We start from the raw sequence: 17,042 nt of genomic DNA on the forward strand, positions 1-17,042 counted from the left end.
TTTGCCAAACGGCTGCCGCTGTTTAATTTTCACAAAACATTCGGAAGTAGGGCAAGGACTTATGCCGCGCGGCGTAGAATTATTTATATATAAACAGTTTGACTGCTGAAAATTTTAGGCGATTCGTTTTGCGGATACAGGAATGGAGGCTTGGCTATGAAGATTACGTTTTTAGGCGCGGCGCGCACCGTTACGGGCTCTTGCTATTTAGTGGAAACGGAGGGACACAAGCTTTTGGTGGACTGCGGTATGTTCCAGGGCTCGAAGCTGGTTAAAGCGTTTAACGAAAAGAATTTTTTGTTCAACCCTGCGGACATCGAAGCCGTGGTGCTGACGCACGCCCATGTGGACCACAGCGGCCTGTTGCCCAAGCTGGTCAAGGAAGGCTTTCGCGGGCCTATCCACTGCACTAAATCCACGGAAGAGCTGTGCTCTATTTTGCTGCCGGACAGCGCCCACATTCAGGAAAGCGACGCCGAATTTGCCAATCGCAAGGGCATGCGCGCCGGGAAAAAGTTTGTCGAGCCGCTGTTCACCGTGGACGACGCCGACCGGGCGCTGAAATTGTTCCGCGTGCACGATTTCGCGGCGGAATTTACGGCGGCGCCGGGCGTGCGGGTGCGCTTTAAGGTTGCGGGGCATATTCTTGGTTCGGCTTTTGTGGAAATGCAGGTGACGGAAGGCGATAAAAAAACGCGCTTGATTTTTACCGGCGACATCGGCCAGCCCAACCAGCCGATTATCGAGGACCCGGAAACTATGGAGGGCGCGGATTTTATCATCACCGAATCGACTTACGGCAACCGCGTCCACGAGGCTTATGATAAGGAGGGCGAGCTGGCCCGCATTATTAACGATACGGTGGAGCGGGGAGGCAACGTGGTTATTCCTGCCTTTGCCGTAGGCCGCACACAGGTGCTGCTGTATTATTTCCAAAAATTGCTGGCGGAAGGACGCATTCCTGAGGTACCGATTTATGTGGACAGTCCCATGGCTAATAAGGCGACGCAGATTACGATGACCAATCCGGCGGAGTACGACGCCGAGGCCCGCGCTTTGTACGAAATGCAGGGACGCAGGCTGGTGAATATGCGCAATCTGCATTTTACGGCGACGGCGCAAGAATCGATGGCGATTAACGATACGCCGGGCAGCAAAATTATTTTGTCGGCCAGCGGCATGGCGGACGCCGGACGTATCCTGCATCACTTGAAGCATAATCTGTGGCGCGAGGACAGCAGCGTGGTTTTCGCCGGTTATCAGGCGGAGGGCTCCATGGGGCGGCAGATTATCGACGGCGCTAAGCGCGTTAAGATTATGGGCGAGACCATCAGCGTGAAGGCGAAAATTTATAATATGAAGGGCTTTTCCGCCCATGCGGATAAGGAGCAGCTGCTGGCTTGGTACGGCGGCATGAAGAGCGCTCCGAAGGCTTTCTTTGTGACTCACGGCGAGATGGACGCGGCGATGAGCTTGGCGGATCTTTTGGGCCGCAGGCTGGGAACGGCCGCTTATATTCCTCAGTTTGGCGATTGCGTTACTATCGACGGTACCGATTGGCAGGTAAAGGCTTCCGAAATCGTTACCGTGGAACCGGCCGCTTTGGAGCTGCGCGCTTACCTGCGCAATATCGAGAGCGAATATTTGCAGCAGCGTAGCAAATTGGAGCAGATTGTCGCTAGGGACGTAGGCAAAGCGCCTTTGGTGCGCAAAAAACTGGAAAAGCTGCGTAAGTATATGGAAGATTTGTTGAAAGAATTTTGACGCCAAGTCTTTGGTGAAAACACAAAATCTACTTGACGCACTACTCTTGTAAAAATTATTGTTGAATAGCTAAATAAAGTGTGCGGACGGCTTGACAAATGCAAAGCGTGTTGTTATACTATGTTTAATTTACACCGAAGTGAATTATACATTATAGCATCGGCTGTGAACAGGAATAAAAGGATAACAGGCTTTAGAGAGCCGGCGGTTGGTGCAAGCCGGTGGAATGGCGTCCTTTTTCTCACCTGGGAGCCCTTCGTCTGAGACCGCCGGTTTAGGAGGAAGCGTTTGGCTGCGTTAAGGCTCAAGAGTATAATGTAGGGTGGTACCGCGTATTACGCCCCTACCGGATTTCCGGTAGGGGCTTTTTGTATAGCTTGAAGGAGGAATTTTGCAAAGATGCTTAATCCTGGTAAAAAATTGCGCGAGCGTTTGGCGCGCCCCGATATTCTGGTGCTGCCGGGCGTTTACGACGCTTTGTCTGCGAAGGTGGCCGTTAAGGCCGGGTTTGACGCTTTGGTGATGGGCGGTTACGCTATCGCCGCTTCTCGTTTGGGCGAGCCCGACGTGGGGTATTTATCCATGACGGAAATGGCGGACGCGCTGCGCTGCATTGCCCGCGCGGTGGACGTGCCTGTTCTGGCCGACGGCGACACCGGCTACGGCAACGCTTTAAGTGTGCAGCGAACCTTGCGCGAATACGAACACGCCGGGGCTGCGGGCGTCTTGTTCGAGGACCAGGTCTGGCCTAAGCGCTGTGGGCATATGGCGGGCAAGCAGGTTATAGACGCCGAAGAGCACGCCCGTAAGCTGCGCGCTGCCGCCGACGCCAAAACCTGCGAAGATACGCTGCTCATCGCGCGCACGGATTCGCGCGCTGTTTACGGTTTGGACGCGGCAATCGAGCGCGGCAAGCTGTATTTGGACAGCGGCGCCGAGGCCTTGTTCATCGAAGCGCCGCAAAACGAATGGGAGCTGGAGGAAATCGCCAAGGCGTTTCCCGATACGATTTTGCTGGCGAATATGATTGAGGGCGGCAGGACGCCGAACCTGACCAGCAAGGATTTGGAAAATCTGGGCTTTGATATCGTCTTTTGGCCCTGCAGCCTGGTGTACACCGTGACCAGGGCTTTAGGCGAGGTGCTGCGCACGCTGCGGGACGAGGGCACGACCAGCAGCGTTCATGATAAAATGCTAAGCTTTAGTCAATTTAACAGCTTTATTGGGTTGGAAGACTACAATGAGCTGGATAAAAAATATAAATAAAAATAAGCAAAGGTGCTTGAGGAAAGGAAGTTATGTTTATGAAAATCTCTAAAAAATTTACCGCTGTCGCTTTAATCGCCGCTATGGCTTTAATCGCAGGCTGCGGCGGCAGCTCCGAGAAAAAGGCTGCCACCGGCGCAAAGGTTACTTTGAAAATGGCTACGGCTCTTCCGCAAAGCCATCCGTTAGTAAAGGCTATGGACAGCCTCAAGCAGAAAGCTGCGGCCAAATCCGGCGGCAGCGTGGAAATCGCTATTTATCCGGCAGGCCAGCTGTTTAACGATAAAAATATGAACGACGCGCTGATTTCCGGCGGCGTTGATATGGGCCTGAACACTGTCGGTCGTTGGGCTAGCATAGTTCCGGCTATGGATATTTTCGACGTGCCCTTTATTTTCCCCGGCTATGAAAAGGTTGATAAATCCATCGACAACGGCCTGGGCCAGAAGCTGGGCGACGAGCTGCTGAAGAAGGGCGTGCGTCCGCTGCTGTGGGCCGACTACGGCTTTGTACAATATGCCAACAACAAAAAGCTGGCTAAAACTCCGGCTGATTTTGACGGCATGAAGATTCGCGGCTACAGCAAATATTCCGCTGAAACCATTAAGGCTTTGGGCGCTTCCAGCGTAACCATGGGCGCGGGCGAGGTTTATATGGCGATTCAGCGCGGTACTATCGACGGCCAATCCTCCGGCACCACCGCTATGCGCGACCGCAAAATGTACGAGGTGCATAAATATCTGACCGTTACCAACCATGCTTCCCCGGAATTTATCGTAGCTATTAACGATAAATCCTTCAATAAGCTGGACGACAAGCAAAAGCAGGCTCTGACCGAAGCCGCCAACGAAGTACAGGCAGATTTGCGCGCTAACGCGAAGAAGGAAGACCTGCAGGCTTTGGAAGATTTGAAAGCTAAGGGCATGGAAGTTTACGTAGTGCCTGAAAACGAATTGCAGGCTTGGCGCGACGCTACTAAGCCCGTATGGGATTTGTATGTAAAAGAAAACGGCAAGGTAGGCCAGGAGCTTATCGACATCTGCACCAAGCAATAATTGCTTTGCGCGAGGCGGCGGCCTGGGGCTGCCGCTTACGCTGCAATTTAAGCGTGCAGGCTATCTTTTAAAAAAGTGGGGGTTAAGGTGGAAAAGTTTTTAACTGTCTATGAAAAATTTTTAAAGCTGCTGACCATGCTGGTGGGTACCATCGCCGGGTTTTTGGTTATGTTCTGCGGCTTTGCCATCGTGTGGGAGGTAATTTCCCGCGGCGTTTTCCATGCGCCGACGGAATGGGTTATGGAAATTTCCACCTATTGTATCGTAATTGCCGGCTTTTTGGGCATGGGCGTCGCTTATGCCGGCAAAAAGCATATTCATGTAGATATTTTCGTTTCTAAGATGTCGCCGAAAACGCGCACCTATGCGGAGCTTGTAACCTGTATTATCGGCGCTTTTTACAGCTATTTGTTCATGGTGCAGTCCTTTGGCATGATGATGCTGTCCATCGAGCTGAATAACTGCGCGCCGACGACACTGGGCACGCCGCTGTGGATTCCGCAGTCATCCATGCCCGTGGGCTTCGCCGTGCTGCTGCTGCAAATCGTCCGCACGATTTTAGAAGACATCGTGAAGATTAAGGCTAATGATTTTACTATGGATTTTGCGAAGGAGGTAAATAAATAATGCTTGCTGGATTTACTATCCTTCTGCTGATTCTGCTGGCCATGGGCCTGCCCGTAGCCTTCTCGTTAGGCATGGGCGGCGTTGCCGGTATGCTGGCCTTTATGGGCGGCGAGGGCGCGTTGGCGCAGCTGCCGATTATCGGCTATAAATCCTTGGACGATTTCGTGCTTACGGCCGTGCCCATGTATATTTTAATGAGCCAGATTCTTTTGACCGGTAAGGTTGGCAATAACCTGTTCGAGCTGGCCAATAAATGGCTGCGGCATTTGCCCGGCGGCTTGGGCATCGCTACGGTTATGGCCTGCGCTATTTTTGCCGCGATTACCGGTTCTTCCGTAGCCTGCGCCGTTACCATCGGCGCTATCGCTATTCCGGAAATGCTGTCCCGCGGCTATGACCGGGCGCTGGTTCTGGGCTGCGTGGCAGCCGGCGGTACGCTGGGTATTTTGATTCCGCCGTCCATCCCCATGATTTTGTACGGCGCGATTACCGACGAATCCATCGGCAAGCTGTTTATGTCCGGCGTAGTTCCCGGGGCTATGATGACGGTTATGTTTATGGCCATCGTCGTTTACCGTTCCCGCAATTTGCAGCGCGAGGCTGCCGCTTCCTGGAGCGAACGCCTTGAGGCTTTGCGCAAAACCTTTTGGGGTCTGCTGCTGCCGATTATCGTAGTCGGCGGCATTTATACCGGCGTCTTTACGCCGACGGAGGCCGCAGGCATCGGTACGGTATACAGCCTGTTTATTACCTTCGTGGTTTATAAGACGTTGTCCCTCAAGGATATGCCGGGTATTTTGAACGATACGATTAAGACCACCTGCATGATTTTCGCCATCATGATTGGCGCCAGCCTGTTCGGTTTCGTGCTGACGATTCTCGACGCGCCGCAGGCCTTGACTACTTATGTAGTATCGCTGGAGGCTAATCGTTGGCTGATTTTCGTAATGATAAATATTCTGCTGCTCTTTTTGGGCTGCATTTTGGAATCCGTTTCTATCATTTTCATTACGCTGCCGATTTTGTTCCCGCTGGTTATGCAGCTGGGCTTCGACCCCATTTGGTTCAACGTAGTTATGCTGCTGAATCTGGAGCTGGCGCTGATTACGCCGCCCGTAGGCATGAACCTGTTCGTGCTGCAGGGCATCAGCCCCGACAGCAAGATGACCCAGATTATCAAGGGCGTTATTCCCTTCGGCGCAGCTATGGCCCTGGAAATTTTAATCCTTTGCTTCTTCCCGGAGCTGGCCACTTGGCTGCCCAATGTAGTTAAATAAAGAGCCCCCCTCTCTTATTGCCCGGATTGGCGCGCTGCCGTCCGGGCATTTTTTGCGTGTTTTGGGAACGGAAGGGATTTGACGTTTAAATATTTTGGTGCTATTCTGCTCGCGTTACAAGAATAAGCACAAGATGCGATTTTTCTTGCTGACTAAATTGCTCTAATGATATAATAAGTTTATAATAAGTTTTGGTGGGAGGCGCGATTATGCAAAAAAAAAATTTGGAGATGATTTTGAAAAATCTTACTGCCCAAATATATTCTTTATTGGGCGATAAATTAGATCGCGTGGTTCTTTATGGTTCTTGTGCCCGCGGAGATAATACGGAGGAGTCTGATGTGGACATTTTAATTCTTACCCGTGTTACTGCGGCTGAAACAAGAAAATATAATCGTGAGCTTAATAAAATTTTTAGCCGTGTCGGATTAGAGTATGACGTTTTGTTGTCCATGTTTTTAATAGATAGGGAAGCTTATACGTATTGGCTTCCTGCAATGCCCTTTTACCAAAACATTGAAAAGGATGGAGTTGTACTTTATGCAGCCTAAGGAAAGAGTTTTAGCGAAGTTACGCTTGCAGCAAGCCCATCAATGTTTAATGTCGGCGAAAATGTTAATGGATTTTGGAGACAGTCGCGGAGCCGTTAATAGAGCTTATTATGCCATGTTTCATGGTATGCGTTCTGCATTGGCATTAGAGGGCAAAGATTTTGCCAAACATTCTGGAGTTATATCTTATTTCAGAAAAGAATATGTGAAAACAGGAATTTTTTCTAAAGATTTGTCAGACACTATAACAAATTTATTTAATAGCCGTTCCAGCAGTGATTATAGCGATGTATGGGAATGTACGGATGAGGAAGTTATAGAATTGATAGAAGAAGCTTTTGCGTTTATAGAAGCTATTGATGATTTTCATAAGAACCGTTTTTGATTGATGAGGGCGTCCTGTTTGAGGGACGCTTTTCTTTTGCGAACTTTTTGACGGAGCTTTAGCGTTAGCTGTGACGCGCAATTTTTGACGCGCTTTGCAGCGCTTTTTAGTCGGCCCATTGCCCGAAAGTGAAACAGGCGATAAGCTAGAGAAAGTAACGCTTTATGCATAGTAAAGGCTTGTCGGGGGGGACAAACGTGCTATAATGAAGAAAAGGGTGGAAGTTTTTTGTAAAGGCTTCTACTGAAGGTTAGTGCTTTCCTTCTCATACTTTTTCGTAAAGGCACGACCTGTGCCCTTTAGGGTAAAAAGTATGCAAAAAGAGCCTTTAGCCGCTTGCCGGATTCCGCCGCCTAGCAGTTGCGTCCGCATAGGGAGACGGACGCTTAAAAGTTCGGAAAACTAGCGAAAGATAGCTCGCCGCTCCTCGCAGACGAAGTACGTTGCGAAGTACTACCGCAGTCTGTGCAAACAAAGCTTGCTTGCGCATCCGGCGTGCGTTCCGGTCTGCGCGGCGCGTGCTGGCGTAGGTTTGGATATGCTCCACCTAGTCACCTGCGGTGACAGCCGGCCCACGCCGCTTGGCCTACGGCCAATTCACCTTGCCCTCTAGGAGGGTACATAAGAGGGCGCGTATGAGTTTAACTTCGTGCTCCCTCTTAGAGGGAGTTGGCATTTTGCTTGCAAAATGTCTGAGGGAGTGTAATAGTCGTTTCCTTGCGGCAGTACGCCGCACGTATATAAAATTTTATTGATGAAAGGGTGAGGTTGTATGAAACGAAAAGAAATTTTAGCGCGGGCTATAACATTGGGATTACTTTTGGCTGTGCCGTGCGGCGCGTGGGCGGCGGAATACAATGACCGTATTTCCGGCGCTACCGATAATTATGGCAATGACGTCAAAACTGTGGACGGAACTAAATATACGTATGATTTTGGCGGCGACGCTGTTTTGAAAATGGTAGATGCACGTAACACCGGTATCTTTATATCATCAACTGATCAAGTAACAAATAGCATCATCATTAAAAATAAATTAGACATTGATATCTCTTATGGTAAAGGTGATACTGGTTATGGTATATTTATAGGTTTAAATCATAATAATGCGCTCATAGATAGAAGTAAGGGTGGTGATATATCTCTTAAAGTGAATAACGAATCATCAAAAAATTCGTATGGAGCTACTGCGACGGGGATACTTATTGAAGCGAACGATAAAGATAGATTACTATTCGGTTCAGGCAACATAAGCATAGATGTTACTGATTGTATGCAAAATAAAAGTATAACTGCTTCTGGTGCTGGTATAGAGATTCGTGGCAGTAATACTGAGGTAAGCGGAGAAAATTTAGGTATTGATATTAAGGTTAAGGGCGCTGTCGGTAATGAGTCTGCGAGCGTTATTGCTAGAGGTATTTTTGATACCGCACAAGGTGAGAATAATAAAGTTAACTTTGACAGCGTAAATATTAAAGTCTCCGGTGAAAGCGACGGTACGGTTTTTAGCTATGGCATAAGTGTGGAAGGCAAGGAAAGTATAATCAATATTGCTAACGGCGGCAAAATTGAAGCGGAAGCTAAAAGCACTAAGTCCGGAAATAGTTATGGCATTATAGCGAGCGCCGGAACGGTAAATTTAGGCGACGGTTCTGCAATTACAGCTAAGAATACGTCTGCTGAAGGTTTAAACATCGGTATTGTGGCTTCGGGAGGTACAGTAAATGTAGGCAATAATTCTACGATTACCGCTATTGCCGAGGGAGATGTTGACGTTTATAGCGTTTATGCTTATAATTCTTCCAAAGTGAATTTGGGCGTTACCAAAATAGAAGCGACCAACGCTTCTGTAGGCAGCGAGGCTATGGGTATATATGCTGTCAGTAACTCCGTAGTGAATCTTGCCGGCGGTTCTATTTCCGGCCAAACGGGAGTAGGCGAAGAATTCGTAGCTATCGAATCTAGAGGGGCGGGCACACAGGTGAACGTTAATGAAGACGGCAAAAATGAAATTGCAATTACCGGTACGGTCAGCGCTTTGAATGAAGGCGTAATCAATGTAAATTTGACTACGGCGGATTCGTCCATTACCGGCGTAATTGACGATAATTCCGGTGATTCCAGCGTCGATAAGAGCGGCAAGATTACTTTAAATTTGTCCGATGGCGCGACGTGGAAGGTGACGGACGACAGTTATGCAACGACTGTCAACTTAGATAACGGCGGTAATATAAATTTGTCGCAAGGTAACGCCGACAGCAATTATGTCGCTAGAATAGGCGCTTTGAGCAGTAAAGGCGGCGTTATCAACACCGATAATTTAACCAATAAGATAAAAGTAGACGATCCTACAGGCATCGAAAGCTTGACCGTACACGGAACCAGCGCAATTACTGATTTGATTGCGCAGAACGAAAAAGTAAACGCGCAAAGATTGGCGGACGTAGTTATCAATAGCGACGATTCGCTTGAGTATCCTTCCGTAGCGACGCAAATTACTACCGACGCCAGTTCCGTAGCCGGGGCCTACACCGCCGACGTGGTAGACGGCAAAGTAGTTTTTGCGGAGGAACAGCCCAACGTACCAAACCAAGGTATCAGCGAAATGGCAGCTATTTCGCTGATGACCTGGCGCCAAGAAAACGACGATATGAACAAGCGCTTGGGCGAGCTGCGCGACAGCGTGGGCGAACACGGCGTCTGGGTGCGCATGACCCGCGGTGAAGCTAAGTATGGCAACCAAAATATTAAAAATCAGTATAACGCTTATCAATTAGGCTACGATGAAAAATTGAGCGTTGATAAGCGCTGGACCGTGGGCGCGGCGCTGACCTATACGGACGCGGAAAGCAGCTTTAGTTACGGCAAGGGCGAAAACAAGCACAAGGGTCTGGCCGTTTACGGCAGCCGCCTGAACGACGACGGCAGCTTTATTGATTTAATCGCCCGCTACGCGCGTCTGGAGCATGACTATGAAGTATACGGCGGCGCGGGCAAAGGGGACTTTGATACCAACGGCTACAGCCTGAGCGCGGAATACGGCAAGCGCTTTACGCAAAAGAGCGGCTTGTGGATTGAGCCGCAGGTAGAGCTGACTTACGGCAGAGTAAGCAGCGGCGAGTATCTTACGAATAACGGCGTCAGAGTGCGGCAGGAGGGCATGGACAGCGTGGTAGGCCGATTGGGCTTCGCTTTAGGCAAAAATTTGGCGCAAGGCAAGGGCAACGTGTACCTGCGCGCGTCGTACCTGTACGATTTCGACGGCGAGACGGACGTGCGTTACAGCTATGGCATACAGAACAAACGCTTTGAGCAAGACCTCGGCGGCGGCTGGTGGGAGGTCGGCGTAGGCACGAACATCAACCTGAGCGAAGCGAGCCATTTATACTTTGACGTAGAAAAAACTTACGGCGGCGACGTGGCGACGCCGTGGCAATGGAACGCCGGCGTGCGCTGGAGCTTCTAAAAATTACAAGAGCAAGAACCTGTAAGTTGTGCCAAAGCGATAATCAATTCTAATTTTATATTTTGTTTTTGCGTCCGTCCTTCGGGGCGGACGCTTTTATAGTTCGCTACGGATTGGCGCGCTGCCGTCCGGGCATTTTTTGCATACTTTGCTGTAAAATTATTGACAGAGAAAAGGAAAAAGCATATAATTTATTAGTAATACCGTAAAAGGATGCGCTTGACAAGCATCCTTTTTCTTGTCTTTTAAATGCTTTTGTAGATTAAAGGTTAGGAGAGAATAAGCAGTATGATTAGAAACGATATTCGTAATATAGCTATTATCGCTCACGTTGACCATGGCAAAACCACCTTGGTAGACGCTATGCTGAAGCAGAGCGGCGTTTTCCGTGCCAACGAGCATGTGGAGGAGCGCGTAATGGACTCCAACGATTTGGAGCGCGAGCGCGGCATCACCATTTTGTCCAAGAATACCGCAGTTATGCACGAGGGCGTGAAAATCAATATTCTGGATACTCCGGGCCATGCCGATTTCGGCGGCGAGGTAGAGCGCGTGCTGACCATGGTTGACGGCGTACTGTTGCTGGTCGACGCTTACGAAGGCCCTATGCCCCAGACTAAATACGTGCTGCGCAAGGCTTTGGAGCAGCATTTAAAGCCCATCGTAGTTATCAATAAAATTGATCGTCCCGACCAGCGCGTGGAAGAGGTTATCGACGAGGTGCTGGATTTGTTCATCGAGCTGGACGCCGACGAGGATCAGCTGGAATTCCCCGTAGTTTTGGCCTCCGCCCGCAATGGCGTCGCTAAGCTGTCCATGGATGAGGAAAGCGATTCTTTGGAGCCGCTGTTTAAAGTAATTCTGGAAAATATTCCCGCTCCCGACGTTGATGTGAATGCGCCGCTGCAAATGCTGGTCAACACTTTGGACTATGACGATTATGTTGGCCGTATCGTAGTCGGCCGCGTGGTTCGCGGTACCATTCATAACGGCGAAAATATTACGCTGATGGACGAAAGCGGCAACCGTTCCGGCAAAATCGGCCGCTTATATACCTATCAGGGCTTGAAGCGCGTAGAGGTGCCGGAGGTGGAGGCCGGCGACATCGTAGCGCTGATTGGCCTGCAGGACGCTAACATCGGCGATACCATTGCCGATAAGGAAAACCCCGAAGCCTTGAAGGGCATCAAGATTGACGAGCCTACGTTGTCCATGATCTTTTACGTTAATAACAGCCCCTTTGCCGGTAAGGAGGGCGAATTCGTTACCAGCCGCCATCTGCGCGACCGTCTGTTTAAAGAGGTTAAGACCAATGTGTCCATGCGCGTGGAGGAAACCGACAGCCCCGACGCTTACAAGGTGTCCGGTCGCGGCGAGCTGCATCTTTCCATTTTAATCGAGACTATGCGCCGCGAGGGCTTTGAGCTGCAGGTGGGCAAGCCCAAGGTTATCATGCACCGCGACGCTACCGGCACCTTGCAGGAACCCATGGAGGCGCTGACCATCGACGTGCCTCAGGATTATATGGGCGCCGTTATGGAGGGCTTGGGCCTGCGCAAGGCAGAGCTGCAGAATATGACGGAAATGGCCGGTTATCTGCGTATGGAATTTAAAATTCCTGCCCGCGGTCTGATTGGCTTCCGCAATCAGTTCCTCACCGACACCAAGGGTAACGGCATCATGAACCACGTTTTTGCCGGCTATGAGGATTATAAAGGAGAAATCCCCGGTCGTACCCGCGGCAGCCTGGTCGCTTTTGAAAGCGGCGAAACGACTTCCTATGGCATAGGCAACGCTCAGGAGCGCGGCACTATGTTTGTGGTGCCTGCCGAAAAGATTTACGAAGGCCAGCTGGTAGGCGAAAACAGCCGTGAGGACGATATGGACGTTAACCCCTGCAAAAAGAAGCATGTCAGCAATATGCGCGCTTCCGGCAGCGACGAAGCTATCCGTTTGATTCCGCCGCGCACTTTCTCTTTGGAGCAGGCGCTGGAGCATATCAACGACGACGAGCTGGTAGAGGTTACTCCTAAATCCATCCGTATGCGCAAAAAGGTGCTGGACCGCTTGGAGCGCGGCAAAATGCGCGGTCGTATGAAGAACGCGCAGGCTTAATTTGTTTGACATTAAGTAAAATTTTTGCTACAATAAAAAATACAAGCAGGAAATACCCTGAAAGAGAACGAATATCTATACATTACACTTTCTTAGTTTGGAGGCGTCAGCCATGAATTTGAAAAATACGGCAATAAAGTTTTTTTCCTCTGCTGAGGAGGAAGAGCGGGTTGAGGAGTATGCTGGTCCGCGTCTGTTGAAAACCGGACATTTGAATATTATGGTGCGCGCTCCCAAAAGCTTTACGGATGTGCGCGAATACGCCGATTCTTTGATGAGCGGTTCTGCGATTCTGGTGAGCTTTGAAGCCGTGGACGCTGCGCTGAGAAACCGTATTTTCGATTATCTGAACGGCGTGAGCTATATCGTTGCCGCTTCCGTGTCCTTTATCAGCGACGATTTGCTGCTGTATGCGCCGGAGCAGGTAGAGGTAAATAAAGAGAAGGGCGTAAAGCGTACCGGTATGCGTTCCTGGTTGGGCTGATTCGTCTTTAGTAAAAATTAAGGCTGCCGCATGAAAATGCGGCGGCCTTTTTGCATCTAATGGCTGTAATTTTACGGCTTTCATGACAAACAAAAAAGCGGTTCTTCTTTCGAAGAACCGCATGGTTTGCGTGGTGCCGAAGGCCGGACTCGAACCGGCACGAGCGTGAACCCGCTTGATTTTGAGTCAAGTGCGTCTGCCAATTCCGCCACTTCGGCAACTCTTGGCTCCGAACAACTCGGAACAATAAGTATTATACTAGTTTATGATGCGCTTGTCAACTGCTTTTGTAGAAAAATTTTGGACAAGCGCAATTTATTTGCCAATCAGCGCTTTAAGCTCCTGCAACTTGCTGGCAAATTTTTGCAGAGTAATGGTGACGGGCTGCGGCGTATTTAAATCTACGCCGGCGGTTTTGAGAAGGTTGAGGGAATAATCGCTGCCGCCAGCTTTGAGGAAGCCTAAATATTTTGCCACCGCGCCGGGCTGGCCGCTGAGAATAGCGCTGGCGAAGGCGGTGGCGGCGCTGTAGCCGGTTGCGTATTTGTAAACGTAGAACGGCGTGTAGAAATGTGGGATGCGGGACCATTCGCTGGCTAATTCCTTATCAACGGTTAAGGCGGGGCCGTAATAGCGTCGATTGCTATCCAGCCAGTAAGCTTCCAGCTTTTCGGCTTGCAGCGAGCGCCCGGCGGTAATTTCGCTGTGAATAAATTTTTCAAATTCAGCGAATTGTACCTGACGGTAAACTGTGGTGCGCACCGCTTCCAAATATTGATTGAGCAGATAAATTTTCTGTTCGTCCGTTGCGTGCTTGAGGGTGTACTCCAAAAGCAGATTTTCGTTAGTGGTGGAGGCTACCTCGGCGCAGAAAATAGTGTATTCGGAATTTACATAGGTTTGGTTGTGGCTGCTGTAATAGCTGTGCAGCGCGTGTCCCATTTCGTGGGCGATGGTGGAAACGCTGCTGTAGCGCTGCTGATAGTTAAGCAGCACGAAGGGATGCACGCCATATACGCCCCAGGAATAAGCGCCGGAACGCTTGCCCTTGTTTTCGTAGGCGTCAATCCAGCCGCTGTTCAAGCCGGTATGCAGAGTAGCGACGTAATCTTCTCCCAAGGGGGCCAGCGCGGCTTCTACCTTGGCGCAGGCTTCGGGGAATGTACAGGAAAAGCTGTCGGCTGCAGACGAAAGCGGCACGTAAAGGTCGTAGGGATGCAGCTCGTCATAGCCCAGGACGTCTTTTTTCAGTTGGATATATTCGTGCAAGGGCGCTAAATTATCATGTACGGTTGCAATAAGGCCGTCGTACAGGCTGGAGGGAATATTATCCTCGGCGAGTGCGGATTCCAACGTATCCTTGTAATTATGTACGGAGGCATAGAAGAAAGCCGTGCGGGCGCTGCCTGTGAGGGTAGTGGCTAAGGTGTTGCGGAATTTATGGTAGGTTCCCATCAGACACTGGAAGGAATTTTTACGCAGCTGGCGGTCGTTCGAGGACATATTGAGCATATAATTGCCTTCGCTGACTACGGCAGGCTTTCCTGCGCCGTCGGTAATCGGCGGGAACTGCATATCGGCGCTGACCAGAGCGCGGAAAGAGTTAGCCGCGGAGCCGGTAGCCAGACGGCTTTGGGCAAAAAGCGCCTCCTTGTCTGCAGAAAGTACGTGCTGGGCAAGGCGCATTAAATTGGCTATATAAAATTTATATTCAGCCAGCAGCGGCTCGCTGTCCAGCATTTGCTGAACCTTTTGTACGCCGAGAGCCAGCATTTCCGGTTCGATGAAGGAATTGGCGCTGCTGAAGGAGGCTGCCAGACCCTCTGCTTCGCCGGACAAGGCCTGCAGGTGCTGGTCGGTGTTGTCCGCGTCCTGCTGCAAGCGCGCGTAAGCATAAATTTTATCGAGCGTTTGCGCCAGCTCGTCCTGGAGCTTGAGCGCGTTATAAAGCGCTTGCGCGTTGGTCAATGTGCCCTGCAAAGCTGTAAGCTGCGGCAGTTTAGCTTTAAAATCGGCGCAGGCTTGCTGCCATTGGGCTTCGTCGGCGTAAATATCCTGTACGCGCCACTTCCATTCTGCGGGAATATCGGCACGGTCGACATTGCTGCCATGGGCGGGAATCTTTATATTTTTTTCTGGCATGAAAATCAACTCCTTGCAAATTTTAGAATCATACCTTATTATTGTACCATAGTATATTGTGATTGAGAAGGAAACGAGGAAGATAATGAAGGTACTTTTAACTGCGATCAACAGTAAATATATTCACACCGGATTGGGCCTGCGTTATGTGGGCGAGTATGCTAAAAGCAAGGGCCATAGCGTCAAGCTGTTGGAGGAAACTATCAATACGCCTATTTTGGCGGTTCTGGAAAAAATTATGCAGGCCGAAGCGCAGGTTTATGGCTTTTCGGTGCATATTTGGAATAAGCTGTTCGTATTCAGATTGATTAAAATGCTACGTAAGCTGCGCCCTGAGGCTGTTATTGTCATCGGCGGTCCGGAGGTGGCCTTTGATGCGGAGCGTATCTTTAAGGAGCTGCCTGCCGCCGATTATATCGTGCAGGGAGAGGGCGAGATAATTTTCAGCGAGCTGCTGCATAGCCTGGAGCAGGGCGGCCCTGTGCCGCGGCATATTGCGTATGTAAAGGACGGCCGGGTGGAGCTGAACGGGGGCACAGTGGTGCTGGACGATTTGGCGGAGCTGCCCTTCCCTTATCCTGATTTGCCTGAGGTGTTGGCAGAGCATAAAATAGTGTACTATGAATGTACGCGCGGCTGCCCTTTCCGCTGCGCTTATTGCTTATCGGGAATTTCGCGGTCGGTGCGTCGTCGCCCTTTGGCTATGGTTCTGCGCGATTTAGATAAATTTATTGCGGCAGGAGTGCCGTTAGTGAAATTTGTGGATCGTACTTATAATTTAGATGAAGAATATTTTCTGCCGATCATGCGCCATTTAGCAGCGGCTGACACCAACGCAACCTTTCATTTTGAAATCAAAGCGGATATTTTATCAGAGAAGGTGCTGGACTTTTTAGCTACAGTGCCTAAAGGCCGCTTTCAACTGGAGATAGGCATTCAAAGCACGCATCAGCCGACGCTGAAGGCTATTAACCGTCAGGATAATTGGGATAAGCTGGCGGCTAATGTCCGCAGGCTGCTGTCTTTTAAAAATATGCATATTCATGTAGATTTGATTGCGGGCTTGCCTTATGAGGATTTGCCAACCTTCGCCAAATCCTTTAACGACGTCTACGGCTTGCAGGCGGATATGCTGCAGCTGGGCTTTTTGAAGGTGCTGCCGGGTACGCAGCTGTGCCGCGAGACACAGAAATACGGCTTGGCGTATATGGATGAACCGCCTTACGAAATCTTGGCGACTAAATATATGCCTTATGAGGATATGCTGCTTTTGAAGCGAGTAGAAAATATTTTGGACCAGACGGGCAATAGCGGAGCGTTTACGCATATTTTAGCAGCGCTGATAGAGCGGAGCGGGTTGGAGGCTTTTGCGTTTTACCGTCAGTTGACCGCCTGGTGGGTGCAGAAGGGGAATTATCCGCAGAGCCATAATACTAAAGGCGTAGCAAAAATTTTGCATCAATATATAATTGAGCATTTCACAGACGAGCAGGCTGCGGCATTGCGGGAGATATTGCGTTATGATGTGTTTATGAGCGTACCGGGGTGGCATCCCGACTGGTTAGGCTGGCAAAGCGAAGAGATTTTTAATATTGTATCTGATTTTTGGCGTAATGAAGCGTTGGTACAGCAATATATTCCCGGCTATAAGTTCAGCAGTTGGCGGCAGATTCATAAGAACTATCCTATCGAGCTGTTTAAGAAGCATTGGCAGACCGGCGCAGCGGGGGAGTACTATGTGATGCTGGACAATAGCGGTGAAGAAAAACGAGCCGTTTTATTGCCGTTAGGATAATAACGGTTGAGCTTCATGCCAAAGCGAAGAAAATTTGTTAAAAAAGTTGCGGAAAAAGTGAAAAAGAGTGTTGACAATCTCAACGCTGCGTGGTAATATATACAAGTCGACGCGA

At 49.9% G+C, this 17,042-nt stretch carries 12 protein-coding genes and 1 tRNA gene; 11 read left to right on the top strand and 2 right to left on the bottom strand.

All coding sequences use genetic code 11. The annotated features are described in order from the left end of the window. Window positions 1–156: 156 nt before the first annotated feature. The 10 genes from Q4E64_RS10055 (at window position 157) to sepF (ending at window position 12,990) form a co-directional block, all read left to right on the top strand. On the top strand, window positions 157–1,764 hold the full coding sequence (locus Q4E64_RS10055; RefSeq protein WP_303167772.1) for an MBL fold metallo-hydrolase: 1,608 nt from the start codon (window positions 157–159) through the stop codon (window positions 1,762–1,764). A 399-nt stretch (window positions 1,765–2,163) separates the two neighbouring features. Then, complete coding sequence (locus Q4E64_RS10060; protein ID WP_303167773.1) at window positions 2,164–3,030, top strand: oxaloacetate decarboxylase; 867 nt, start codon at window positions 2,164–2,166, stop codon at window positions 3,028–3,030. 32 nt (window positions 3,031–3,062) lie between these two features. After that, window positions 3,063–4,085 (top strand): TRAP transporter substrate-binding protein DctP, encoded by a 1,023-nt coding sequence (dctP, locus tag Q4E64_RS10065; RefSeq protein ID WP_303167775.1) that lies wholly within the window; start codon window positions 3,063–3,065, stop codon window positions 4,083–4,085. 87 nt (window positions 4,086–4,172) lie between these two features. Continuing rightward, window positions 4,173–4,712, top strand: coding sequence for a TRAP transporter small permease subunit (locus Q4E64_RS10070; RefSeq protein WP_303167776.1), 540 nt, complete (start codon window positions 4,173–4,175; stop codon window positions 4,710–4,712). Continuing rightward, entirely contained in the window at window positions 4,712–5,989 is a 1,278-nt protein-coding gene (locus Q4E64_RS10075; RefSeq protein WP_303167777.1) for a TRAP transporter large permease, read from the top strand. The genes Q4E64_RS10070 and Q4E64_RS10075 overlap by 1 nt, the downstream gene beginning before the upstream one ends. Before the next feature lie 209 nt (window positions 5,990–6,198). Next, the gene (locus tag Q4E64_RS10080; RefSeq protein ID WP_303167778.1) at window positions 6,199–6,540 is read left to right on the top strand and encodes a nucleotidyltransferase domain-containing protein; all 342 of its coding nucleotides are present in this window, start codon (window positions 6,199–6,201) and stop codon (window positions 6,538–6,540) included. Beyond that, entirely contained in the window at window positions 6,530–6,925 is a 396-nt protein-coding gene (locus Q4E64_RS10085; protein ID WP_303167779.1) for a HEPN domain-containing protein, read from the top strand. The genes Q4E64_RS10080 and Q4E64_RS10085 overlap by 11 nt, the downstream gene beginning before the upstream one ends. A 772-nt stretch (window positions 6,926–7,697) precedes the next feature. Then, window positions 7,698–10,391 (top strand): autotransporter outer membrane beta-barrel domain-containing protein, encoded by a 2,694-nt coding sequence (locus Q4E64_RS10090; RefSeq protein ID WP_303167780.1) that lies wholly within the window; start codon window positions 7,698–7,700, stop codon window positions 10,389–10,391. A gap of 288 nt (window positions 10,392–10,679) precedes the next feature. Beyond that, on the top strand, window positions 10,680–12,506 hold the full coding sequence (typA, locus tag Q4E64_RS10095; RefSeq protein WP_303167781.1) for a translational GTPase TypA: 1,827 nt from the start codon (window positions 10,680–10,682) through the stop codon (window positions 12,504–12,506). A 112-nt stretch (window positions 12,507–12,618) separates the two neighbouring features. After that, a complete protein-coding gene (gene sepF, locus Q4E64_RS10100; RefSeq protein WP_303167782.1) occupies window positions 12,619–12,990 on the top strand; it encodes a cell division protein SepF in 372 nt (123 codons plus the stop codon). Between the two features lie 131 nt (window positions 12,991–13,121). Here the strand turns inward: sepF and Q4E64_RS10105 are convergent. Both Q4E64_RS10105 and pepF read right to left on the bottom strand, forming a co-directional pair. Further along, window positions 13,122–13,208: transfer RNA gene (locus Q4E64_RS10105), tRNA-Leu, on the bottom strand. 97 nt (window positions 13,209–13,305) lie between these two features. Continuing rightward, window positions 13,306–15,132 carry an oligoendopeptidase F gene (gene pepF / locus Q4E64_RS10110; RefSeq protein WP_303167783.1) on the bottom strand — a complete coding sequence of 609 codons (1,827 nt, stop codon included), beginning with the start codon at window positions 15,130–15,132 and terminating at the stop codon, window positions 13,306–13,308. 85 nt (window positions 15,133–15,217) lie between these two features. Between pepF and Q4E64_RS10115 the strand changes: the two genes are divergently transcribed. Then, window positions 15,218–16,927, top strand: a complete 1,710-nt coding sequence (locus Q4E64_RS10115) for a B12-binding domain-containing radical SAM protein (RefSeq protein ID WP_303167784.1) — start codon at window positions 15,218–15,220, stop codon at window positions 16,925–16,927. Window positions 16,928–17,042: the final 115 nt, after the last annotated feature.

Origin of the sequence: Phascolarctobacterium sp. (assembly GCF_030531065.1) — a bacterium.
Taxonomy (GTDB): Bacteria; Bacillota; Negativicutes; order Acidaminococcales; family Acidaminococcaceae; genus Phascolarctobacterium_A.

What these genes read in the sequence shown, in the direction of transcription:
- Q4E64_RS10055 (WP_303167772.1), top strand. Translation starts at nt 157, where the DNA reads ATGAAGATTACGTTTTTAGGCGCGGCGCGCACCGTTACGGGCTCTTGC.
- Q4E64_RS10060 (WP_303167773.1), top strand. Translation starts at nt 2,164, where the DNA reads ATGCTTAATCCTGGTAAAAAATTGCGCGAGCGTTTGGCGCGCCCCGAT.
- dctP (WP_303167775.1), top strand. Translation starts at nt 3,063, where the DNA reads ATGTTTATGAAAATCTCTAAAAAATTTACCGCTGTCGCTTTAATCGCC.
- Q4E64_RS10075 (WP_303167777.1), top strand. Translation starts at nt 4,712, where the DNA reads ATGCTTGCTGGATTTACTATCCTTCTGCTGATTCTGCTGGCCATGGGC.
- Q4E64_RS10080 (WP_303167778.1), top strand. Translation starts at nt 6,199, where the DNA reads ATGCAAAAAAAAAATTTGGAGATGATTTTGAAAAATCTTACTGCCCAA.
- Q4E64_RS10085 (WP_303167779.1), top strand. Translation starts at nt 6,530, where the DNA reads ATGCAGCCTAAGGAAAGAGTTTTAGCGAAGTTACGCTTGCAGCAAGCC.
- Q4E64_RS10090 (WP_303167780.1), top strand. Translation starts at nt 7,698, where the DNA reads ATGAAACGAAAAGAAATTTTAGCGCGGGCTATAACATTGGGATTACTT.
- typA (WP_303167781.1), top strand. Translation starts at nt 10,680, where the DNA reads ATGATTAGAAACGATATTCGTAATATAGCTATTATCGCTCACGTTGAC.
- sepF (WP_303167782.1), top strand. Translation starts at nt 12,619, where the DNA reads ATGAATTTGAAAAATACGGCAATAAAGTTTTTTTCCTCTGCTGAGGAG.
- pepF (WP_303167783.1), bottom strand. Translation starts at nt 15,132, where the DNA reads ATGCCAGAAAAAAATATAAAGATTCCCGCCCATGGCAGCAATGTCGAC.
- Q4E64_RS10115 (WP_303167784.1), top strand. Translation starts at nt 15,218, where the DNA reads ATGAAGGTACTTTTAACTGCGATCAACAGTAAATATATTCACACCGGA.